Here is a 21,622-nt window from a genome sequence, read left to right on the forward strand (position 1 = left end):
CGCGGTTAAACCATACGGGGCCTGAGATTGAGGACTAAGCGAACCCGTCCCCTGGGTTCGACCAACACGACAGCGGAGGGAAAGATATCTCCGCCATCCGATTTAACAACTGGTGTGCCGCGATGGCGTTTTAAGGGCGCAAGCCGTTCCAGCCGCGAAAAAAATCGCGGCCGGACCCCGGTCGCGGGATACGGCTATTTCGACGCCGGCGCAGGTGACGCCGACGGGGTCGGTGCAGGCGAGGGCGACGCTGCCGGTGCCGGTGCCGCGGTGCCGGCCGTCGCCGGCGCCGGGGTCGGAGCGGCGGCGGCCGCCGCGGCCTGGGGCTGCGCGCCCGGGTTGATCCAGCAGGCGTGGATCCGGCCATCGAGGCTGCCGCGGACCTTGTCGTCGATCTGGGCGCCGAACCGGGTCAGGCAGCGGAACGCCGCCTGGACGTGGCCGCCGGGGCAGCCGAACCGGTCGTAGAGGTCGAGATGGCGGAACGCGGTGTCGAGGTCGTCGTTCCACATCAGGCGGACGACGCGCCGGCCGAGCCAGACGCATTCCGGGTTGCCGGCCGGGCCGTTGATGGCCTGCTGGGCCTCTACGAATTCCTCGACCTTGCGCTGGTTGGCCTCCCGCGCCGCATTGGCGTTTGCGTCGGCCTGTCCAGGCTGCTGCTTGGCCTGGTCGGGCGGATTGGGCGTGCCGCTCTGGGCGAAAGCGCCGCCGGCCCCGGTCAGGAGCGCAAGGCCTGTGACAAGGCCGGTTACGGCAAGGTGGCGCAAAGCAGTGTTCTTCAACTCAAGCAGCCGTCGACGCATGTATTCCCCGATAATGTTCCTGCCCCCGCGGGATCATCCTAACGGCTCGCGTGATGCCGTCCAAATAGGTCTCCAGTGCGGCGGAGACTCTGGCGAAATCTGATGACTGGAATTTGGTATTTTGTCCAGCAAACTCACAACTTTATCGACCCAGCGCAAAACTGTCGCAGGACAACCATGGTATTGACCTAATCCCGCTCTTGGCAGATGGGCTGTGACCGGCTAATTCGACGGTCCCCCGGAGGATGGAACCGATTTCGCTTCGTACGCCGCTGGCGCTTCTCCTGATCTCGCTCGCCGTGATTGCATCCGTGTGGTGGTGGCTCGCCACGCCGATTACGCTCGTGCGCGCGCCGATCGATCCCGCTGCAAAGCTGCAATGCGTGTCCTATACGCCGTTCCGCGGCGCGCAGACGCCGCTGGATCCCACCACGCAGATTCCAATCGAGCAGATCGAGCAGGATCTGACCGATCTCGCCAAGGTCACCGACTGCGTGCGCACCTATTCGATCGAGAACGGCCTCGACCAGGTCCCCGGCGTTGCGGCCAAGGTCGGGCTGAAGGTGATGCAGGGCATCTGGCTCAGCAGCAACCGCTTCAAGAATTTGCAGCAGATCGCGATCGCGGTCCGGCTCGCCAAGCAGTATCCTGGCGTCGTCACCTCGCTGATCGTCGGCAACGAGGTGCTGCTGCGCGGCGAGATGACCGCCACCGATCTTGCCGGCAACATTCGCGCGGTGAAGGCGGCGGCGGGCAATCTTCCTGTCACCTATGCCGACGTCTGGGAATACTGGGTGAAGAACCGCGAGATTTATGACGCGGTCGATTTCGTCACCATTCACATCCTGCCGTATTGGGAGGACATCCCGGTCAAGGCGAAGTACGCCGCGGCACATGTCGACGATATCCGCAAGCGGATGGCGGTGACGTTCCCCGGCAAGGAGATCCTGATCGGCGAGACCGGCTGGCCGAGCCAGGGGCGGATGCGGGAAGGCGCGTTGCCGTCGCGCACCAACCAGGCGCGGGTGGTGTCCGAGATCCTCGACCTCGCCAAGCGCGAGGGCTTTCGGGTCAACCTGATCGAGGCCTACGACCAGCCCTGGAAGCGCAAGCTCGAGGGCACGGTCGGCGGCAATTGGGGCCTGTTCGATTCGATCAAGCGGCAGGTGAAGTATCCGCCCGGCGTTGCTATCACGAACTATCCGGACTGGAAGCTGCAGATGGCGGGCGGCATGGCGCTGTCCGTCGCCACCTTCCTCGCGGCCTGGCTGACGCTGCGCCGCCGGCCCTGGACGCCGCGGCCGTCGGCCTGGATCGCGGTCGCCATTTCGGCGACGACGGCGGGGGCGCTGCTCGGGATCGCCGGCGACAAGATGTATTATGAGAGCTACGGCGTCGGCGGCTGGCTGCATTGGGGCGTGCTGCTCGCGGCGGGCATTGCCGCGCCGCTGCTGACGGCGCATGCGCTGATCGCCGGGCGGTCGCTGCCGACCTTCCTGGAGCTGGTCGGGCCGCGCGACTATCGCGGCAAGGGCGTGATCGGCGCGGTGCTGGCGATTGTGCTGATCATCACCACGGTGATTGCTGCCGAAACCGCGCTCGGCTTCACCTTCGATCCGCGCTACCGCGATTTCCCGTATGCCTCGCTGACCATGGCGGTGGTGCCATTCGCGCTGCTGACCATGCTCAATCGCCCGAAGGAAGGCATCCGGCCGCTCGCGGAATCCGTATTCGCCGGCCTGTTGGCGATCGCCGCCCTCTACACGATCTACAATGAGGGTACGATCAACTGGCAGTCGGACTGGACTTGCGCGATGTACCTTTTGCTTGCCGCTACGCTGTGGCGGGCGCGGGCCGCGCAAAACCCAGGATGAACAGCCCGATCGCAAGTCCCGACAGCACGACGTTGTAGAGCACGATCCCGAGCCCCGCAGCGATCAAGCCGACGGTCAGCAGCACGATCGACGGCCGCGTCAGGTTGAGCACCGCGATTACCAGCGCAGTGATTCCGAACACCGAGTTCTTGAACAGCACGGTCGACAGCGCGCGCGCCTTACAGAGCATGGTCTGCGTGCCGGCGTCGCAGGCCAGCGCCACGGGAGAGAACTCGATTGCCAGATAGCGCACGTAGAGCGCGTAGCCGACGGTGACGAAGCCCACGACCATCAGGAACTGGACCTGATAGGGGGAGAGGCGGAACGGAGGTTTTGTCATCGCGGCACTATGGTCGGGATCGGGTTGCGGGACAAGCTCGGTCGGAGCATCGAAATCGGTTGAAAATCCGGCCGCAATCCCTTGGCTGACATGATTATTGGCTGTTCCGCCGGAACATCGAGGAGATCGTGGTCGGCTCCGGTTTCTTGTCCTCGGCGACCGGCTGCTGCTGTTGCGGCGGCGGTGCGACGGCGCGCTTCGGCACGGCCCGCCGATGCGATGGCGCCGGCTTGGCTCCGGCGGGCGGCTCGTTGAGGGCCAGCCGCTGGCCGTCATAGATCGCAGTCTCGCAGGTCCGCTGCACCAGGCTGAGGCCCGCGCAGATCCTGGCGGCGGTGCCGGCGTCGTTCAGCGGTCCGGCCACCAGGCGCAACTGCATGCCGAGCCCGTTGCTGTTCTCCTTGATCACGATGATCGGCCGCAGCGCCGCCAGCGGCGCGTTGGCCTTCGACTTCAGCAGACCGCGCCACAGTGCGCGCAGTCCGTTGACCGAATTGGCCGTGCCGAGATCGACGCCGAATTCGGTGCGGTGGATCTGTGCCTGCGGCGCATCGTCCTCGGCGTCCGGATCCGCTGTGATCACCAGCGGTGGCATCGGCGCGGCGGTGACGTCGTTGGCGGTCGGCGGCTTGACCGCATCGGTTGCCTTGTTCGCCGCAGGGTCGAGCGATGCCAGCACCGGCTTGTCGGCGGGCGGCTTGTCTGCGATCGGCGCCGGCGCAGCGGGTGCATCCTCGGTGCTGGCCGCCGCGGCGCTCATCGGACTGGCGATCGATGCGGCCGAGGCGGAATTCGGCGGCGAATTGTCGGAGGCTGGCGGCTTCTCCGCGGCGGCCTGCGGCCTGGCGGCCGCGGGCGCCGGTTTCTTGTCGGCCGTTACCGGCTTTTCGGCCGCCGCAACCGGCCTCTCGATCGGCCCGGTCGCCTTGCTGTCGCCGGCTACGGGCAGCTTGTCGATCGCCGCCGGCCTATCCAATGCGACCGGCGGCGTCGTTGCGACAGCGGCAACGGTTGGCGCGGAGGCGGCGGGGGACGAATTGGCGGGTACGGGCGAGGCGCCGGGCGCCGCTGCCAAGGGCGATGGTGCCGCCATGGGTGCCGCCGGCTGCCTGGCGATCGCGCCGGTCACGGAATCGAGACCCTGCTCCAGCGTGGTGACGCGCGAATACAGCCGGTCGCGGTCGCCGTTGAGCGTATCGATCGCGGACGCCAGCCGGCGTGTCTCGTTGTGGCTCTCCTTCGCCAGCGTCTGCAACTGCTGGGCCTGTCGCGCGAGGTCCACTGCGGCGACCTGGTCGCGCCGCAGCGTCAACGCCGACTGGTTGGCCATCACCGCAACGGTAACGGCGCCGACCGCGGCAACGCCCCACGAGCCGAGCCGCCACAGCATGCGGCGATCCAGAGCATCCTCCTCGGCCAAAAAGCCGGTGGTGCTCTCGGTGTCGAATTCCGCCGCCAGATTGTCGCGATCTTTGGCCAAAGCCCGCTTGGCCCTCCTCAAGGCCCGCCGAATCACGAGGCAAAGATTAACAGGAAATGGACCGGGAACTTGAATCCGGAGCGCCATGGAGGCGAATCGGTTTCTTCTGCCGGGGAAAACAATTAAAGACGGCCTCGAAGAAAGCTTTGCGCAGCGAAACTGCGCGCGACATCGAGGATTGCGAATGACTGCGCGAACGAGCCTGACAGTGGTGCTTGCGGCCGGTGAGGGCACGCGGATGCGCTCGTCGCTGCCGAAGGTGCTGCACCCCGTGGCCGGGCAGCCGCTGCTGGCGCATGTGCTCAACGCCGCGGCCTCCGGCGAGGGATCGCAGTTGGCGGTCGTGATCGGTCCCGACCATGAGGCGGTCGCCGCCGAGGCACGCCGGGTGCGATCCGACGCGCAGACCTTCGTGCAGCGCGAACGGCTCGGCACCGCGCATGCGGTGCTGGCGGCGCGTGAGGCGATCGCCCGCGGCGCCGACGACCTCTTGATCGCATTCGGCGATACGCCGCTGATCTCGGCCGAGACCTTTGCCCGTATGCGCGCGCCGCTGCGCGACGGCGCGGCGCTTGCGGTGCTCGGCTTCCATGCCGCCGACCCCACCGGCTACGGCCGCCTGGTGGTCGAGAACGGCAAGCTGGTTGCGATCCGCGAGCAGGCCGATGCCAGCGCCGAAGAGCGCGAGATCACGCTGTGCAATGCCGGCGTGATGGCGTTCGACGGCAAGAAGGCGCTCGCGATCATCGAGAAGATCGGCAACGCCAATGCCAAGGGCGAATATTATCTGACCGATGCCGTCGGCATTGTCAGGGAACTCGGACTGGAGGCCGTCGTGATCGAGACCAGCGAAGACGAAGTGCGCGGCATCAACACCAAGGCGCAGCTCGCCGAGGCCGAGGCCGTGATGCAGGCGCGGCTGCGCAAGCAGGCGCTCGAGGCCGGCGTGACCCTGATCGCACCGGAGACGGTCTATCTCGCCGCCGACACCAAATTCGGCAAGGACGTCACGATCGAGCCGTTCGTGGTGATCGGTCCCGGCGTGTCGATCGACGACGGCGCCGTCATCCATTCCTTCTCGCACATCACCCAGGCCACGCTCGGCAAGAAGGTGGAGCTCGGACCCTACGCGCGGCTGCGGCCCGGCACCTCGCTCGGCGACGGCGTGAAGATCGGCAATTTCGTGGAGACCAAGGGTTCGAGGCTGGAGGCCGGCGTCAAGGTCAACCATCTCTCCTATGTCGGCGACGCCCATGTCGGTGCCAATTCCAACCTCGGTGCCGGCACCATCACCTGCAACTATGACGGCTTCCTCAAGCACAAGACGCTGATCGGCGAGGGCGCCTTCATCGGCACCAATACGTCGCTGGTCGCGCCGGTGACGATCGGCAAGGGCGCCTATATCGGCTCGGGCTCGGTGATCACCAAGGACGTTCCCGACGATGCGATGGCGCTCGAGCGCAGCGAGCAGTCCATCCGCGAAGGCGGCGCCGCGCGCTACCGCACGGCGAAGCTGAAGGAGAAGGCTGCGAAGGGGAAGTGATCTTCTCGCGACATATTTGCGAGCCTGTCTCACCATAAGGTGTCGTCCCGGCGAAAGCCGGGACCCATACTCCGCGGCGGAAGTTGGGGACAGGACTCGTCGTTCCAGCATCGTAAGGCAATGACCGTCGGTGGTTGATGGTGTGGACGGCCCCCTACGGCATCAGTGTGCCAGAATGAGGTTGTCTAGATCTCATACATGGGAGCCGTCCGTGAACCAGATTATCCGCATTGGGATTGATACGTCGAAGTATATTTTTGTGCTGCATGGGGTTGATGCGGCGGAGCAGGTGGTGCTGCGCAAGAAGCTGTCGCGCAAACAGGTGCTGGAGTTCTTCGCCAAATTGCCGCCGACCGTGATCGGGATGGAGGCCTGCGGGGCTTCGCAACATTGGGCGCGGGAGCTTTCCAAGCTCGGTCACGAAGTGAAGCTGATGGCACCGCAATTGGTTAAACCCTACGTGATGCGGAACAAGAATGACGGGCGGGATGCAGAAGGTCTGTGTGAAGCGATGAGCCGGCGGAGCATGCGCTTCGTGCCGGTGAAGACGGCCGAGCAGCAGGCTGCGCTGATGCTGATGGGCGTCCGCGACGGATTGATCGTCCGGCGCACCCAGCTGACCAATACGATCCGCGGCCATGCGGCGGAGTATGGCCTGATCGCACCCAAAGGACTGGACGCGATCGAGCCACTGCTGGCGCGGATTGCGCAGGACGAGACGCTTCCCGCCCTGGCGCGCGAGCTGTTTGTGGTGCTGGGCCGGGAGCGCGCCAGGCTCGAGGGTGAGTTGAAGGCGGTTGAGGCCAAGCTGATGGCCTGGCACCGCGGCGATGCCACGGGCCGGCGCCTGGCTGAGATCCCCTCGGTCGGTCCGATCGTTGCAACCGCGCTGGTGATGAAGACACCTGATCCGCACGCGTTCCGTTCTGGTCGTCATTTTGCGGCCTGGCTGGGATTGACACCCAAGGACCACTCTACCGCCGGCAGGACCAGGCTTGGCAAGATCACGCGGGCGGGCGATGAGGACCTGCGCCGTCTGCTGGTCATCGGGGCCACAGCGGTGATCCAGCAGGCCAGGCGCGGACGCGGTCATCACTCGCGCTGGCTGCTGGCCCTGATCCAGCGCAAGCCGCCGAAGCTTGCGGCCGTGGCGCTTGCCAACAAAGTAGCCCGTATCGCCTGGAAGTTGATGGCGACGGGCGAGAGTTACGAGGCGGCACGGATCAAGCCCATGACAGCCGCCGCCTAATCGATTGGCCGGCCGGCGGGCTCGCTCGCCGGTCGACCCGGAGCTGCAGGAGCAGATGGAGCGATCGATCGAGCAACGATGCGAGACAATCCGTGGGACCCATCGGCCGTCAACAGGTCGCCTGGTTGTTTGGAACTCGCATCGCGCAACCCATCTTGGCCAGCGATCGACCCGATCGCACTCAACAGGCCGGACATATGGATGCAAGCGATCCGATCTCACCAAAAAGCTCTTGTGCCACGGGGGCCGTCCACATATGGGTCCCGGCTTTCGCCGGGACGACACTGAGTGTGTTGCGCGATCTGTGAGTCACACATCCGCATCGGGTGACGGGGTTCGCAACGGGCTGATCGCAACGTCGATCGGTTGTCCCGCTCATGCCGCATTCTTCGCCTGGCGCGGCTCGTCGGTCTTCGGCTGGACCGGTCCGAGCAGGATGCGCCGCTGCATCTCGTCAAAGGCGAGGCTTGCGTTCTTCTCGCGTGTGACCAGCGACAGCAGGATCGCGACCGCAAAGGATAACGGCATGCTGATGATCGCGGGATTGCGCAGCGACACGAACCACCATTGATGCTCGACCGCGGCGAGCGGCTTGCCGAGAATGTCGACCTGGATGGTCGGGGACAGATAGATCAGCACCAGCGAGCTCAGCGTGCCGACGAGGATGCTCGCCACGGCAGCAGGCGTCGTGAAGTGGCGCCAGGTGATGGCGAGCACGAGCGACGGGAAGTTGGCGGCGCAGGCGATCGAGAACGCAAGTCCCGCCATGAAGGCGACATTCTGGCCCTCGAACGCGATGCCCAGGCCGATGGCGAGGATGGAAATCAGAACAGTCGCGACCCGCGCGACCTTGAGTTGCTCGGTCTCCGAAGCGGTGCCGTTCCGGATCACATTGGTCCAGACGTCGTGGCAGAGCGTGGCGACGCCCGACAGCGTCAACCCCGCGACGACCGCGAGCATGGTCGCGAACGCGACCGCACAGATGAAGCCGAAGAACGCATTGCCGCCGACGGTGAGTGCGAGCAGGGGCGCTGCCATGTTGCCGCCGCCTCCGGCCTTGGCCACCGCCTCGGGGCCGACCAGCACCATGGCGCCGAAGCCGATGATGAAGACCATGAGATGAAACACGCCGATCAGGCCGGTGGCATAGAGGATCGACAGCCGTGCGGCTTTGGAATCCTTCACCGTATAGGCCCGCATCAGCACATGCGGCATCGCGGCGGTTCCGAACATCAGGCCGAGCCCGAGCGAGATGGCATCCCATTGACCCGAGACCACCTTCGATCCCGGCTGCAGCACCTTGGTGCCGTATTTCTCGGACGCCGCGGCGAACAGCTTCAGCGGATTCATGTCGAAATGGGTCAACACGAGGAAGGCGAGCAGGATGCCGCCGCCCATCAACAGCACCGCCTTGACCACCTGCACCCAGGTCGTCGCCAACATGCCGCCGAACAGCACATAGACCAGCATCACACTGCCGACGACGATGACCGACCAGGTGTAGGGCAGGCCGAACAGCAGCTTGATCAGCGATCCTGTCGCGACCATCTGGGCGATCAGGTAGAACAGGATCACGGCAAGTGTACCGATGGCGCCGGCGAGGCGCACCGGGCGCTGGCGCAGGCGATAGGCCACGACGTCGGCGAAGGTGAAACGGCCGACATTGCGCAATGGTTCGACGATCAGGAACAGAATGATCGGCCAGCCGACCAGCCACCCGATCGAATAGATCATGCCGTCGAAGCCATTCGAGGTGACGATGCCGGCAATTCCGAGCAGAGCCGCGGCGCTCAGGAAGTCTCCCGCGAGTGCCCAGCCGTTCTGCCACGGCGTGACCTGGCCGCCGGCGGCAAAAAAGTGCTCGGTGGTGCGCGTGCGCCGCGCAGCCCAATAGGTGATCGCCAGCGTCAACGCCATGAAGGCGAAGAAGAACCCGATCGAAAGCGTGCTGCTGCCCATTTGCCTGTCCCCTTAGCGAAGCTCGCGAACGCCTGCGTCGAACACCCGGTTCGCCCACAGTACGTAGACCAGGCAGAGCACGAAGGAAGAGATGATGACGAGCGGGCCGAGTACGATGCAAAGCGACAGGCCGGGCATCAGGATGGTGCCGAGCAGCGGTTTGTCGAACGCGAAAAGCCCCATGAAGCCGAAATAGATCGCGATCATCGCGACGCTCAGAACGAGCGCGACGGTCAGCCGCTTCTTGGCCAGTTGCTCGGCCGCTTTCTTGGCCAATGCGCCGCCGCTCTGCGCCGGATCGGCATTGCCGGGAATAACCACGTTCATATCGGCCCCCTCAAAACTTCAGCGCGCTCTCCTTGCGCCAATCGGACGAGCTTCAGCCGGGGTCTGACGGAAGGGAATTATGGATTTTTGCAATCTGCTGTGCGCGGCTGCGGCACGACATCGGCCAGCGTGACCTGCATGTCGGGATCCTGCTTCAGGGTATTTTTCAGGAAGGCGCGGACGGCGCGGATGCGCGGGGCGAATTGCAGGTCGCTATGGACGTTGAGCCAGACCTCGCGAACGGTGCCGGCGAGAGCGGGCAGCACGGGTATCAGCTCGGGCCGGTCCCTGGTGGCAAAGCTCGGCAGCATCACGATGCCGAGGCCGCCCGCCGCGGCGTTCATCTGCGCGATCATGCTGTTGGAGTGGAAGGCGATTTTCGGCTCTTCGATGACGTCGGCGAGCCAGCGCACCGAATCGACCTGGATCAGATCCTCAATATAGGACACGAACCAATGATCCTGCAGGTCGCGCAGGCTTGCGGGCATCCCATGGTTGTCGAGATAGTCCTGGCTCGCGAACAGCCCGAGCCGAAACTTGCCGATGCGCTCCGAGATCAGGCCCGGACCGGGTGGCCGGAAGAAGGACACGAACAGATCGGCCTCGCGCTTATGGACGTAAACCGTCTGAGCGGACGTGACGAGTTCGACGGTGAGCTGTGGCGCGGTGCGACGCAGCTTGGCAAAGCGTTGCGCCAAATAGAGCGAGGCGATCCCCTCCATGGTGGCGAGCCGCACGGTCCCGACGAGTTCCTGGGTGTCGCTGGCGCTGGCCTCCTCGCGGATCGCGATCACCGCGCTCTCGACCCGCTCGGCGTGACGCAACAGCCGCTCGCCGACTTCGTTGAGCTTGAGCCCGGTGCGGTGGCGTTCGAACACCGCCACCCCGAGGGAAGCTTCCATCTGGGCGATGCGCCGGCTGACGGTGGAATGGTCGAGCCGCAGCCGTTTCGCGGTCTGGCTGAGATTGCCGGCGCGGGCGGCGCAGAGAAACACCCGCAGATCGTCCCAGTTGATCGTGTCGAACATGATCTGCCTCCAGGTTGCGGCCGTTGAGATTGCGGCCCTTGTCAGCAAAGCAATTCCCGTTCCAGCGCGTGGCGGTTCCGATCCTTCGCAACCGACCTTGCGACAATTCCCATGCACGCTGGCAAGGCAGGGATGATACCGCTTCGCTCCCCTCATCCTAGAGCCTTCCGTTCCGATCCGATTGGGTCGGAACGGGGCTCCAGATTTTTGATTTGACGCGTTTCTTCACGCGAACCGGTATCCACTTCGCTGGAAAACGCCTAGCCGGGATTTTCGACATGCTCGCTCGTTTCAAGGCTGCTGCCGTCCACGCCGCGCCCGTCTTCCTAGACGGCTGGGCGACCACCGAAAAGGCGATCGCCATCATTCGCGAGGCGGCCAGGGCCGGCGCCGAGCTGATCGCGTTTCCCGAGACCTATATTCCCGCCTTTCCGGTCTGGGCCGCGCTGTGGCCTCCGATCGACAACCACGATCTGTTCGTGCGCATGGCCGAGCAATCCGTGCTGGCGGACGGACCGGAAGTGGCGCGGCTTTGCGCCGAGGCGCGCGCCCTCGGCGTCACCGTCTCAATCGGCATCAGCGAGCGATCGGCCGTCAGCGTCGGGGGGCTGTGGAACTCGAACCTGCTGATCGGCGAGACCGGAGAAATTCTGATCCATCACCGCAAGCTGGTTCCGACCTTCTATGAGAAGCTGGTGTGGTCGTCCGGGGATGGTGCGGGCCTTAAGGTCGCGGAGACGCGGCAGGGCCGGATCGGCGGGTTGATTTGCGGCGAGAATACCAATCCATTGGCCCGCTTCGCGCTGATGGCGCAGGGCGAGCAGGTGCACATTTCGAGCTGGCCGCCGATGTGGCCCACGCGACGCCCGGCAGGCGGCGGCAATTTCGACAACGTGGCGGCCAACCGTATCCGGGCCAGCGCCCACTGCTTCGAAGCCAAGGTTTTCGGGATCGTCACCGCCGGCTACATGGACCAGGCGATGCGTGCCTTCCTCATCGAACGCGATCGAACGATCGCCGACGTGATCGACCAGACGCCACGTGCGGCGAGCTTCTTCGTCGATCCGACGGGCAGCGTCTTCGGCGATGGATTGCAGGACGAGGAGGGGATCGCCTACGCGGAGATCGATCTCAATCGCTGCGTCGAGCCGAAACAGTTTCACGACGTGGTCGGTTACTACAACCGCTTCGACATCTTTGGCGTGACGGTCGACCGCAGCCGGTTGACCCCCGCGCGATTCCGAGATGCAGATCTGCCGATAGCGCAAGTGCAGGACGCGGCAATTCTGGCTGTCGATGCCGACGCCGGTTCGAACGGTCAGGGCCGCGACTATCGGAGCTGACGAAGAGCTGGTGCTGCCTCATGCAATCCTTCGTCCGGTTGCGGGACCCGATGCGGACATCGTAGTCCGGCGTTCTGGATAGTCCGCACACCTGCACCGTTGCCAACGCTGGAATGTATGTCTACGCTTTACCCTGGGTAGGCTGCCAAACGCTTCTTCGATCGGCCGGACGCTCATGCCAAAATTCCTTCGCATCGGAGTCCATCAGTCGAACGTTTCCGGATACACGTCGAAGGCATGGTGCATTCGACGGGCCGGCTCAACGGTTTTCCTGAAGTGGGGCGCCGTGCAGGTTGATGGCGCGGGCGACGGGCGAAAGGTCTACTGGACGTTTCCACCGCAGGAGAAAACCATTCGCTGCCGCACGGTGCAGCGCGCTCAGGACTACACCAAGGCCGCCATCGCGCGGCGACGCAGCCATCGCTATGAACCGCTGGCTGGGAATATCGCGAATCGGCGCCGAACCGCCGATCGGGACTCGCAGCTCAAGCAAGCGCTCGCCACCATCCTCTATGTCGATATCGTCCGATCCACCGAAAAGGCCGCGCGGCTCGGCGACACGCGCTGGGCGACGGTGATGAATCACTACTATGTCGCTGTGCGCAGGGAGCTGAAGGCCTTGCGGGGGAAGGAAGTCGTGACGACGGGGGACGGGGTGCTGGCGACGTTCCGCGCGCCGGCAGCCGGGATCCGTTGCGCGACCGCAATCCGCGAGTCCGTGCGAACGCTGGGGCTGGAGATCAGGGTCGGACTGCACGCGGGCGAATACCAGGTGAGTGGGGCGGAGGTGATCGGTCTTGCGTTTCACATCGGCGCGCGCGTCGCAGCGAAAGCGCGGGCTGGCGAAGTGCTGGTCTCGAGCGCCGTCAAGGACCTGATGTCAAAGTCCGAAATCCGCTTCAAGGACCGCGGCGCGCACCAGCTCAAGGGCGTGCCGGAGCGATGGCGGCTCTATCGGGTTGAGCATTAGGGCGTCCGGCAGGGATCGACGTCGGCGTTGCGATCAACGCCGGCGCGACACGCTGATGGCTCGACGCGCTACAGCGCGATGAGATCCGGTTGAGCCGCCGTCGCCGTTCGGACCATCGTCAAAGCATGATCTTTTCGGAAATCCGCATCGCACTTTCCCGGACCGTGCTCTAGCCCTTGCGGGTCGAGATGCTCTCTCGAATCCGTTCCAGCCAGCCGATGATGGCACCGAGCGCCTGATCGCCCTTGCCGAGAAGTCCCGCCAGCTCGCGCTCGGCACTGCCGCGCCGCGTGGAATCGGGCTCGGGCAGTGGCGGGAGAATGTGGGCGTAGTAGGTCTTGTCGAGCAGCCGGTGCAGCAGGCGTTCGCCCGGGAACGGTTCGTTGTTGTTCAAGGCACGGGCGCCCTTCAGGATGGTCCGGATATCATATTGCGTGGGGCTGATGTCCGGCACCTGCTTGGCGAGTTTGAGCAGCGTGTACACCGCGACCCGCGCGGTGCGGACCGAGCTGTCCATCGTGAAGATGATGTCATTCGATGTTTCCACGAACTGGCCCATCAGGCCCAGATTGGTGCAGCCCGCGGGGACGGGATGCGGCCGGTCGCCCGCCGCGCGGGGCATGAACATCGCGGTGATGTAGGGCATCAAGGCGAGGCGGGCCTTGGTGTTCGCCACCACCGCATCCAGCTTGTCCTCGATGCCGAGGTGGTAGCAGAGCTCGGCCAGAATCTCGCGGCCGGTGCAGGCCGGCATCGGCTTCTTGACGTAGTTGCCCTCCTTGTCCATCAGCAATGCATAGACCCAGACCACCAGGACGTCCTTCGGCTGGGTCGGAAAGTGCGGCTGCCGGTTGCAGGTGAAGCTGAGCACCCAATTGGAGTCGGTGAAGGTGATGATCCCGCCGGTGACCGTCTTGCCGGAATAGGGATCGTTGACCGAAAGCTCCTTCAGCCGGTCGACGAAGGGCGACGGCTTGCAGGTGAGCGTGACCGACTCCCACATCGACTTGTCGACATTGCCGTAGAACTTCTCGGGCTTGCCGAAGATCGGCGATTTCTTCGCCAGGTTCGTCCACAGCGTCCAGTCGCTGGCCTCACCCGGATCATGCTTGCCGCGCTGAAGAACGGGGGCGTGGTCCATGTCGCCATAAGCGGTGCCCTCGGTCATCGATCCCGTGAGCGCGAAGACCAGATCTTTCGGACCGACCGGAATGGTGGTGTCGGCGCCGCCCACCTTGGCGTGGATCGCGGTGACCGTGCGGGCATCGCCGTCGGTCTTGATGTCGAGATCGTGGACGCGGGTATCGAACTGCACCTTGACGCCACGCTCGCGCAGATGCGTCACCAGCGGACGGACGAAGCTGTCGAACTGGTTGTATTTCGGAAATACCAGCGCCGACATGTCGGTCAGCCCGTCGATCGCATCGAGGAAGCGATGCATGTAGAGCTTCATTTCGAGCAGGCTCTGCCAGTTCTCGAAGGCGAACATCGAGCGCCAGAGGAACCAGAAGTTGGTCTCGAGGAAGCCCGGGCTGAAGTACTGCTCGATGGTGATGTCGTCGAGATCCTCCTTGCGCTTCAGCAGCAGGCGGATCAATTCCCATTGCTGCGGCTTCGACAGGCCGAGCGTCGAGAAGTCGCGGATCTGGCCGCGCTTGTGCATCAGCCGCGCCTTGGAGAAGTTCGGATCGTTGTCGTTGACGAGCCGGTATTCGTCGAGAACGCTGTAACCCTCGGGCAATTCCAGCGCCTGGACGTCCTGGAACATGTCCCAGAGATTGTCGTAGTTCCAGTTCATCTCGCGACCGCCGCGAATGATGTAGCCGTTCTCGGGATCACCGGCGCCGTCGAGCGAGCCGCCCTCGACGTGCATGGTGTCGAGAATGGTGATGTCGTCGCCCTTCATGCCGCCGTCGCGGATCATGTAGAAGGCCGCGGCCAGTCCCGCGATGCCGCTGCCAATGATCCAGGCCTTGCGGGCTTCGACCGGCTGTTTCGACACGGGACGGTTGCGCATGTAAGCGCCCATCATGTCCGGCGGCGGCAGCGTGTTGTGGCTCCCGTTGTGCCAGTAGCGCCTGGACGCGTCGGTTTCGACCTCGAAGGTGGGCGTGCCGGAAGCTGCGACATCAGTCATTGGCGACCTTTCTGCGTGATTGGCTTTCGCGATCTCCGTGGGGCCGATGTTGGCAGTTCGCCATGTCATTTTCTGGCCCGGGCCCGGTTGCGGCGAAGATGTTGCGGCGCGACCGGCGATGCTTCGTTAAGGGAGGGTGTCGCGGAGCCGGCAAATTTTCAGTGATTTGGGGAGGTTGACCGGATCGCCGCGCGCCGGTCAGGGATCGTAGGTGCGTCTCTACCGCGCGCCGAGGATGCGCCGCCATAGCGTGCCGCCAATCACCTTCTGGGAGCGCCGACTACCTCCGGCGTCGGCTGGCCTCGCCGAAAGGCGTTAATGACGTATTGATGCGGCTAGCGGCGTTTGCCGTCTGCGGTTTCATCGCTCTTAGGAGGCGACGAGGCACAACACGTCATGCGCAAACTTGCTGCGACCGTTTTGATTGGAGCCTTTTGCAGCCTGGTGACGTACTTCAGCGCGGCACGACTCTACCAATGGGCCGAGACCGGACAGCTGCTGGTGCTATCCCGGAAGACACACGACCAACCCGAGTTCGTTTCCTGGGGCGGCGATCGGCTCAGCTTCGTGCCACTGTTCGCGCTCTATCTGTTTTTCCTCAAGAACGGACTGCACGGCATGCTGGTTACCTGCCGCGACGTCTGGCTGCGTGGCCGGGGCTGCGAACCGTGAGCGCGCGGCTGATCGCTGGATTGATCAAGCTGTTGCTCGGAGGTCTTCTCACGGCCGGTCCGTCGCTCGTGTCGGTCGCGCGCGGCGACGAAACTTCGAGCATCAATGCACGACGCGAGGCGCTTCGCGAATGGAGCAGCCTTGCCAATGGACGCACGGACTTTGAAATTTCCGATCCGGCCCTGGTGCCAAGGATGCTCGCGCTTGCGGCCGAGCAATCCGGCTGCAAATACAGGGATGACATCGAAAAGTTGCCGGTTCGCTTCATGAAAGTGGCCGGGCATCGTCTCGCGCTGATGTTCTGTCGCCTTTCCGTGACCGGATCGCATCGCGCGTTCGATCTTTCCGACGTCATCAGACCAAAGCCAATGGAATTTCCGTACGTCGCGCTGGACGGCTTCGGTACGACGGACACTCCGGGTTTCATCACATGGAGGGAGGAGGCCGGCTTGTTTCAGGCCGAAACCGGATCGGACCTGTGTCCCAGCCCACACCTGCGGCATGTCTATCGGCTGGACGCGACCAGTCGCGAAAGCTTTGTCGTGGTTCGCGTCGAGGTCAGTGCGCCTGCGTGCGGCGCGGGTCAGGAATGGACCACGATTTGGGAGGCGAAACCGTGGCCCGCGCCGACGGGTCCCCGCTGACGCGCTCTTGCCAAAATGGTTAGCCCCGATTAACCAGCCTTTCGCATCAACCTTGCCGTTTAAGACTGTCGCAATCGGCAATAATTATTGAGTATCTTGCGGCCGGCGATTCCCGTTAAGGGACCGTGTCGCCGCTTTGGCAAATTTTCGGCGATTTTTGGGGACATTGAACCGCATGTGCGGCATCGTCGGCATTCTTGGACGCGCTCCGGTCGCGGAGCAATTGGTGGATTCGCTCAAGCGGCTGGAATATCGCGGCTATGATTCCGCCGGTGTTGCCACGCTGGAGAATGGTGGCCTGGCGCGGCGCCGCGCCGAGGGCAAGCTGAAGAACCTCGAAGCCCGGCTCGAGGCCAAGCCGCTCGGCGGCCATACCGGCATCGGCCACACCCGCTGGGCCACGCACGGGCGACCGACCGAGAACAACGCACATCCCCATGCCACCGAGCGCGTCGCCGTGGTGCATAACGGCATCATCGAGAATTTCCGCGAGCTGCGCGAGGAGCTCGAGGCCAAGGGCGCGGCGTTCTCGACCGAGACCGACACCGAGGTCGTGGTGCATCTGGTCGACAATCTGCTGAAGGGCGGCGTCAAGCCGATCGAGGCGGTGAGGGCAGTGCTGTCGCAGCTGCGCGGCGCGTTCGCGCTCGGCTTCATCTTCGCCGGCGAGGACGATCTGATGATCGGCGCGCGCAACGGCCCGCCGCTCGCGGTCGGCCATGGCGAGGGCGAGATGTATCTCGGCTCCGATGCGATCGCGCTCGGGCCATTCACCGACACGATCAGCTATCTCGAGGACGGCGACTGGGTGGTGCTGAACCGCAAGGGCGCCACGATCTTCGACAAAGACAATGCCGTCGTCCACCGCGAGGCGATCAAGCACACGACGGCGACGGCGCTGGTCGACAAGGCGAACTATCGTCACTTCATGGCGAAGGAGATCCACGAGCAGCCGGAAGTGGTCGGGCACACGCTCGCGCGTTACGTCGACATGGCGACCGAGCGCGTCACCATGCCGGTGAAACTGCCGTTCGACTTCAAGGATATCCAGCGCATCTCGATCACGGCCTGCGGCACCGCGAGCTATGCCGGCTTCGTTGCGAAATACTGGCTGGAGCGGCTGGCGCGGCTGCCGGTCGAGCTCGATGTCGCCTCCGAATTCCGCTACCGCGAGGCGCCGCTGCGCAAGGGCGACCTTGCGATCTTCATCTCGCAATCGGGCGAGACCGCCGACACGCTGGCGGCGCTGCGCTACGCCAAGGCGCAGGGCGCGCACACGCTCTCGGTCGTCAACGTGCCGACCTCGACGATCGCACGCGAGAGCGAGACCGTGCTGCAGACGCTCGCCGGCCCCGAGATCGGCGTCGCCTCGACCAAGGCGTTCACCTGCCAGCTGATGGTGCTGGCCTCGCTCGCGGTCGCCGCCGGCAAGGCGCGCGGCGAGCTGTCCGATGCCGACGAGGCCAAGCTGGTGCATGGCCTGGTCGAGATCCCGCGCCTGATGTCGGAAGCGCTTACCACCGAAGTGCAGATCGAGAAGCTGGCGCGCGAGATCTCGAAGTCGCGCGACGTGCTCTATCTCGGCCGCGGCACCAGCTATCCGCTGGCGCTGGAAGGTGCGCTGAAGCTGAAGGAAATCTCCTACATCCACGCCGAGGGCTATGCCGCCGGCGAGCTCAAGCACGGGCCGATCGCGCTGATCGACGAGCACATGCCAGTCGTGGTGATCGCGCCCTACGACAAGGTGTTCGAGAAGACCGTCTCCAACATGCAGGAGGTCGCCGCCCGCGGCGGCAAGATCATCCTGATGACCGACGCCAAGGGCGCGGCGGAGGCGACCATCCAGTCGCTGGTGACGATCGTGATGCCGGACATGGGGGCGACCTTCGCGCCGATCGTCTACGCTGTTCCGGTCCAGCTGCTCGCCTATCATACCGCAGTCGTGATGGGCACCGACGTCGATCAGCCCCGGAATCTGGCCAAATCGGTCACGGTCGAATAGTCGCAAGCCACGGCTTCACGCGGCCCTTCAAAAAGCTGCTAGAATGGCTTAGCTGGGTGATGGACTACGGCCGCTCCGACGCCGCTTCGACGACCTTGGAACCGCAATGACCTCCAACCAAGTGCCTCCCGCCTCGACCGGTGAATTGCCCCCGGATGCCCCGCGCGGGCTGATGGCGCGGTTTCGCAACTATTTCCTCACCGGCCTCGTGGTGGCCGGGCCGGTTGCGATTACGCTGTATCTGACCTGGTGGTTCGTGAACTGGGTCGACAATCTGGTCCGCCCGTTCGTGCCCACGGCCTACCGGCCGGAAACGTATCTGCCGTTCGGACTGCCGGGTTCCGGCCTGATTGTCGCGGTCATCGCGCTGACGCTGCTCGGCTTCCTCACCGCCAACCTGATCGGGCGAACCCTGGTCGATCTCGGCGAACGGCTGCTTGGCCGCATCCCTGCGGTGCGCGCGATCTACCGCGGCCTGAAGCAGGTATTCGAGACGCTGTTCTCCGGCAACGGCTCGAGCTTCCGCCGCGTCGGCCTGGTCGAGTTTCCCTCTCCCGGCATGTGGTCGATCGTGCTGATCTCGCAGGCGCCGAGCACCGAGCTCGCCGCCAGCTTCCCCGGAGAGGAGGAGCATATCTCGGTGTTCCTGCCGTGCGCGCCGAACCCGACCACCGGCTTCTTCTTCTATGTGCCGAAGAGCAAGATCATCGAGATCGAGATGAGCACCGAGGATGCCGCGACGCTGATCATGTCGGCCGGCGTGGTGCAGCCCGGCGCCAACGATCAGAAGCGCGCCGCGGCGCTCGCCGGCATGGCCAATGCCGCGCGCATTGCCAGCCAGGCTTCGGCCAACCAGGCCTCGCTGCAGCCGGCCACACAGCCCGCGCCGGCGAAGGTGGAGTAGGCAAGCGCCACTCCATACTACCCAGCCCCGATCAACGGCACGGCTTCGTCGCGTTCATAGAGGTAGAGCAGGACGCGCAGCGCGTCGCCGCGTTCGCCCTTCAGCTTCGGATTGTCCTTCATGATCCGCAGCGCCTCGTCGCGGGCCTGGGTGATGAGCTGGCCGTGCACCTCGGAGCGCGCGATGCGGTAGCCGGGCAGGCCGCTCTGGCGGATGCCGAGCACGTCGCCTTCGCCGCGCAGCTTCAGATCCTCCTCGGCGATCCGGAAGCCATCCGTGGTCTCGCGGATCACTTTCAACCGCGCCTTCGACATCTCGCCGAGTGGCTCCTTGTAGAGCAGCAGGCAGGTCGAGGCTTCCGAGCCGCGGCCGATGCGCCCGCGCAGCTGATGCAGCTGCGCAAGCCCGAAACGTTCGGCGTTCTCGATCACCATGATGGTCGCCGCGGGCACGTCGACGCCGACCTCGACCACGGTGGTTGCGACCAGGAGCCCGATCTCGTGCGCGGCGAATTGCGCCATCACGCGATCCTTCTCGGTGCCCTTCATCTGGCCGTGCACGAGGCCGACGCGATCGCCGAACCTCTTCTGCAGGCTCTCGAAACGTTCGGTCGCGTTGGTGAGATGCTCGGTGCCCTCGGCCTCGGATTCATCGACCAGCGGGCAGATCCAGTAGACCAGTTTGCCGGCGGCAAGCGCGCGGCCGACGCCGTCCATGACGTCCTCGATCCGGCTCATCGGCACCGCGCGGGTGTCGATCGGCTGGCGGCCGGCGGGCTTTTCGCGCAGCTCCGAGACGTCCATGTCGCCAAAGTAAGTCAGCACCAGCGTGCGCGGAATCGGCGTGGCGCTCAGCACCAGCACGTCGACGGCCTCGCCCTTGGAAGTCAGTGCCAGGCGCTCGCGCACGCCGAAGCGATGCTGCTCGTCGACCACGGCAAGCGCCAGCGCCTTGTAGGCCACATCGTCCTGGATCAGCGCGTGGGTGCCGACCAAGAGGTCGATCTCGCCGCCCTCAAGCTGCGCCAACAGCTCGCGGCGCTCCTTGCCTTTCTCGCGGCCGGTGAGGATCGCAACGCGTAGGCCGGCGCGCTCGGCGAGCGGCGCGATGGTCTTGATGTGCTGGCGCGCCAGGATTTCGGTCGGTGCCATCAGCGCGGCCTGTTTGCCGGCTTCCGCAACCGCGGCGGCAGCCAGCAGCGCGACCACGGTCTTGCCGGAACCGACATCGCCCTGCACGAGGCGCAGCATCCGCACCGGCTGCTGCAGGTCCGCGATGATCGCCGCGACCGCCTCTTGCTGCGACCTGGTCAGCGCATAGGGCAGGGCATCGATGATCTTCCGGCGCAGATGACCGTCGCCGGCGTTGCGCACACCGGCGGGACGGCGCAGCGTGGCGCGGATCAGGGCGAGCGCGAGCTGGCCGGCGAGCAGTTCGTCGAACGCGAGGCGCGACCAGAACGGGCCGTCGGGCAGGATGTCGGTCAGCTCGACCGGCACGTGGACGCGGGTCAGCGCCTCCCTGATCGGCGGGAAGTTGCAGCGGCGCAGCACCTCGGGGCTGATCCATTCCGGCAGATCCGGCAGCCTGGTCAGCGCCTGCGCGATGGCGCGGCGGAGCGAGCCGATCGCAAGCCCCTCGGTCAGCGGATAGACCGGATCGATGCCGGACAGTTTTGCAAAGCCCGCTTCATCGACGACGCGATCGGGATGCACGATCTGCGGGATGCCGTCATACATCGCCAGCGTGCCGGAGACGTAGCGCTTCTCGCCGACCGGCAGCAGCTTCTCGACATAGCCGGGCTGGGCGCGGAAGAACGTCAAGACGACGTCGCCGGTATCGTCGCTGGCATAGACGAGGTAGGGCGCGCGCGAATTGCGCGGCGGCGGCGGCCGATGGCGGTCGACGGTGACCTCGAGCGTGACCATGGTTCCGACCGCGGCGTCGCGGATCTTCGGCCGGGCGCGGCGGTCGATCACGCTCGCCGGCAGATGCAGCAGCAGGTCGACCAGCCGCGGCGTCTCGCTGCGGTCGAGCAGATAGCGCAGCAGCTTGTCCTGCTTCGGGCCGACCCCTTGCAGGGTCGTGACCTGGGCAAACAGCGGATTGAGCAGGGCTGGGCGCATCGACGAATCCAAGACCGTTTCAGTACGTCATGCCCGGCCTTGTGCCGGGCATCCACGTCTTTTTTTGGAGCTGATGTCGGCCGGATTCCGGCTACAAGCCTTCGACGGCGCGCAAGCCCGGTGACGGCATGCGCCCAGGGAAACCCCAAAACGCGGCGAATGAGGGCTGACATCGGCCATCGCCATGGCTATATCAGGCCCGCCCGGCACGTCCGGGC

Annotated in this window: 17 protein-coding genes; 9 read left to right on the forward strand and 8 right to left on the reverse strand. The window is 65.0% G+C overall.

Annotation, left to right across the window (positions count from 1 at the left end; translation table 11 throughout):
• Positions 1–194: 194 nt before the first annotated feature.
• On the reverse strand, positions 195–806 hold the full coding sequence (locus XI02_RS22055; RefSeq protein WP_137480767.1) for a beta-1-3, beta-1-6-glucan biosynthesis protein: 612 nt from the start codon (positions 804–806) through the stop codon (positions 195–197).
• Between the two features lie 245 nt (positions 807–1,051).
• On the opposite strand from XI02_RS22055, the gene XI02_RS22060 reads away from it, so the two are divergent.
• Positions 1,052–2,680, forward strand: coding sequence for a beta-(1-6) glucans synthase (locus tag XI02_RS22060; RefSeq protein WP_172647998.1), 1,629 nt, complete (start codon positions 1,052–1,054; stop codon positions 2,678–2,680).
• Here XI02_RS22060 and XI02_RS22065 read toward each other — a convergent pair.
• Together XI02_RS22065 and XI02_RS22070 are read right to left on the reverse strand one after the other, a co-directional pair.
• Positions 2,640–3,020 (reverse strand): hypothetical protein, encoded by a 381-nt coding sequence (locus XI02_RS22065; protein ID WP_018271584.1) that lies wholly within the window; start codon positions 3,018–3,020, stop codon positions 2,640–2,642. The two genes, XI02_RS22060 and XI02_RS22065, sit on opposite strands and share 41 nt — an antisense overlap.
• A 94-nt stretch (positions 3,021–3,114) precedes the next feature.
• Positions 3,115–4,500, reverse strand: a complete 1,386-nt coding sequence (locus XI02_RS22070) for a hypothetical protein (protein WP_194483152.1) — start codon at positions 4,498–4,500, stop codon at positions 3,115–3,117.
• Between the two features lie 184 nt (positions 4,501–4,684).
• Here XI02_RS22070 and glmU point away from each other — a divergent pair, with 184 nt between their 5' ends.
• Complete coding sequence (gene glmU / locus XI02_RS22075) at positions 4,685–6,043, forward strand: bifunctional UDP-N-acetylglucosamine diphosphorylase/glucosamine-1-phosphate N-acetyltransferase GlmU (RefSeq protein WP_172647996.1); 1,359 nt, start codon at positions 4,685–4,687, stop codon at positions 6,041–6,043.
• A gap of 211 nt (positions 6,044–6,254) precedes the next feature.
• Positions 6,255–7,292, forward strand: a complete 1,038-nt coding sequence (locus tag XI02_RS22080; protein ID WP_018269073.1) for an IS110 family transposase — start codon at positions 6,255–6,257, stop codon at positions 7,290–7,292.
• 375 nt (positions 7,293–7,667) lie between these two features.
• Here the strand turns inward: XI02_RS22080 and XI02_RS22085 are convergent, their stop codons facing one another.
• The 3 genes from XI02_RS22085 to XI02_RS22095 form a co-directional block, all read right to left on the reverse strand.
• Positions 7,668–9,251: a cation acetate symporter gene (locus XI02_RS22085; RefSeq protein ID WP_018271588.1), complete on the reverse strand. Its 1,584-nt coding sequence runs from the start codon at positions 9,249–9,251 to the stop codon at positions 7,668–7,670.
• Between the two features lie 12 nt (positions 9,252–9,263).
• Positions 9,264–9,578, reverse strand: a complete 315-nt coding sequence (locus XI02_RS22090) for a DUF485 domain-containing protein (RefSeq protein WP_172647995.1) — start codon at positions 9,576–9,578, stop codon at positions 9,264–9,266.
• Positions 9,579–9,655: 77 nt separating this feature from the next.
• Complete coding sequence (locus tag XI02_RS22095) at positions 9,656–10,606, reverse strand: LysR family transcriptional regulator (protein ID WP_172647994.1); 951 nt, start codon at positions 10,604–10,606, stop codon at positions 9,656–9,658.
• Between the two features lie 278 nt (positions 10,607–10,884).
• Between XI02_RS22095 and XI02_RS22100 the strand changes: the two genes are divergently transcribed.
• On the forward strand, positions 10,885–11,949 hold the full coding sequence (locus XI02_RS22100; protein WP_172647993.1) for a carbon-nitrogen hydrolase family protein: 1,065 nt from the start codon (positions 10,885–10,887) through the stop codon (positions 11,947–11,949).
• Between the two features lie 175 nt (positions 11,950–12,124).
• Positions 12,125–12,919 (forward strand): adenylate/guanylate cyclase domain-containing protein, encoded by a 795-nt coding sequence (locus XI02_RS22105; RefSeq protein ID WP_038376465.1) that lies wholly within the window; start codon positions 12,125–12,127, stop codon positions 12,917–12,919.
• 169 nt (positions 12,920–13,088) lie between these two features.
• Here the strand turns inward: XI02_RS22105 and XI02_RS22110 are convergent, their stop codons facing one another.
• Entirely contained in the window at positions 13,089–15,056 is a 1,968-nt protein-coding gene (locus tag XI02_RS22110) for an oleate hydratase (protein WP_172647992.1), read from the reverse strand.
• 396 nt (positions 15,057–15,452) lie between these two features.
• On the opposite strand from XI02_RS22110, the gene XI02_RS22115 reads away from it, so the two are divergent.
• The 4 genes from XI02_RS22115 (at position 15,453) to XI02_RS22130 (ending at position 19,278) form a co-directional block, all read left to right on the forward strand.
• Entirely contained in the window at positions 15,453–15,728 is a 276-nt protein-coding gene (locus tag XI02_RS22115) for a hypothetical protein (protein ID WP_016846998.1), read from the forward strand.
• Positions 15,725–16,372: a hypothetical protein gene (locus XI02_RS22120; protein ID WP_016846999.1), complete on the forward strand. Its 648-nt coding sequence runs from the start codon at positions 15,725–15,727 to the stop codon at positions 16,370–16,372. Before XI02_RS22115 ends, XI02_RS22120 begins: the two co-directional genes overlap by 4 nt.
• 175 nt (positions 16,373–16,547) lie before the next feature.
• A complete protein-coding gene (gene glmS / locus XI02_RS22125; RefSeq protein WP_016847000.1) occupies positions 16,548–18,374 on the forward strand; it encodes a glutamine--fructose-6-phosphate transaminase (isomerizing) in 1,827 nt (608 codons plus the stop codon).
• A gap of 106 nt (positions 18,375–18,480) precedes the next feature.
• Entirely contained in the window at positions 18,481–19,278 is a 798-nt protein-coding gene (locus tag XI02_RS22130; RefSeq protein WP_026192753.1) for a DUF502 domain-containing protein, read from the forward strand.
• A gap of 17 nt (positions 19,279–19,295) precedes the next feature.
• On the opposite strand, the gene recG is transcribed toward XI02_RS22130, so the two are convergent.
• Positions 19,296–21,404, reverse strand: a complete 2,109-nt coding sequence (recG, locus tag XI02_RS22135) for an ATP-dependent DNA helicase RecG (RefSeq protein ID WP_172647991.1) — start codon at positions 21,402–21,404, stop codon at positions 19,296–19,298.
• Between the last annotated feature and the right edge of the window lie 218 nt (positions 21,405–21,622).

It is taken from the genome of Bradyrhizobium sp. CCBAU 21365 (genome assembly GCF_015291305.1).
Taxonomy (GTDB): Bacteria; Pseudomonadota; Alphaproteobacteria; order Rhizobiales; family Xanthobacteraceae; genus Bradyrhizobium; species Bradyrhizobium elkanii.

Coding starts and splice junctions, on each gene's coding strand:
- XI02_RS22055 (WP_137480767.1), bottom strand. CDS start 806: ATGCGTCGACGGCTGCTTGAGTTGAAGAACACTGCTTTGCGCCACCTT.
- glmU (WP_172647996.1), top strand. CDS start 4,685: ATGACTGCGCGAACGAGCCTGACAGTGGTGCTTGCGGCCGGTGAGGGC.
- XI02_RS22100 (WP_172647993.1), top strand. CDS start 10,885: ATGCTCGCTCGTTTCAAGGCTGCTGCCGTCCACGCCGCGCCCGTCTTC.
- XI02_RS22090 (WP_172647995.1), bottom strand. CDS start 9,578: ATGAACGTGGTTATTCCCGGCAATGCCGATCCGGCGCAGAGCGGCGGC.
- XI02_RS22105 (WP_038376465.1), top strand. CDS start 12,125: ATGCCAAAATTCCTTCGCATCGGAGTCCATCAGTCGAACGTTTCCGGA.
- XI02_RS22110 (WP_172647992.1), bottom strand. CDS start 15,056: ATGACTGATGTCGCAGCTTCCGGCACGCCCACCTTCGAGGTCGAAACC.
- XI02_RS22130 (WP_026192753.1), top strand. CDS start 18,481: ATGACCTCCAACCAAGTGCCTCCCGCCTCGACCGGTGAATTGCCCCCG.
- XI02_RS22095 (WP_172647994.1), bottom strand. CDS start 10,606: ATGTTCGACACGATCAACTGGGACGATCTGCGGGTGTTTCTCTGCGCC.
- XI02_RS22115 (WP_016846998.1), top strand. CDS start 15,453: ATGCGCAAACTTGCTGCGACCGTTTTGATTGGAGCCTTTTGCAGCCTG.
- XI02_RS22085 (WP_018271588.1), bottom strand. CDS start 9,251: ATGGGCAGCAGCACGCTTTCGATCGGGTTCTTCTTCGCCTTCATGGCG.
- XI02_RS22060 (WP_172647998.1), top strand. CDS start 1,052: ATGGAACCGATTTCGCTTCGTACGCCGCTGGCGCTTCTCCTGATCTCG.
- glmS (WP_016847000.1), top strand. CDS start 16,548: ATGTGCGGCATCGTCGGCATTCTTGGACGCGCTCCGGTCGCGGAGCAA.
- recG (WP_172647991.1), bottom strand. CDS start 21,404: ATGCGCCCAGCCCTGCTCAATCCGCTGTTTGCCCAGGTCACGACCCTG.
- XI02_RS22065 (WP_018271584.1), bottom strand. CDS start 3,020: ATGACAAAACCTCCGTTCCGCCTCTCCCCCTATCAGGTCCAGTTCCTG.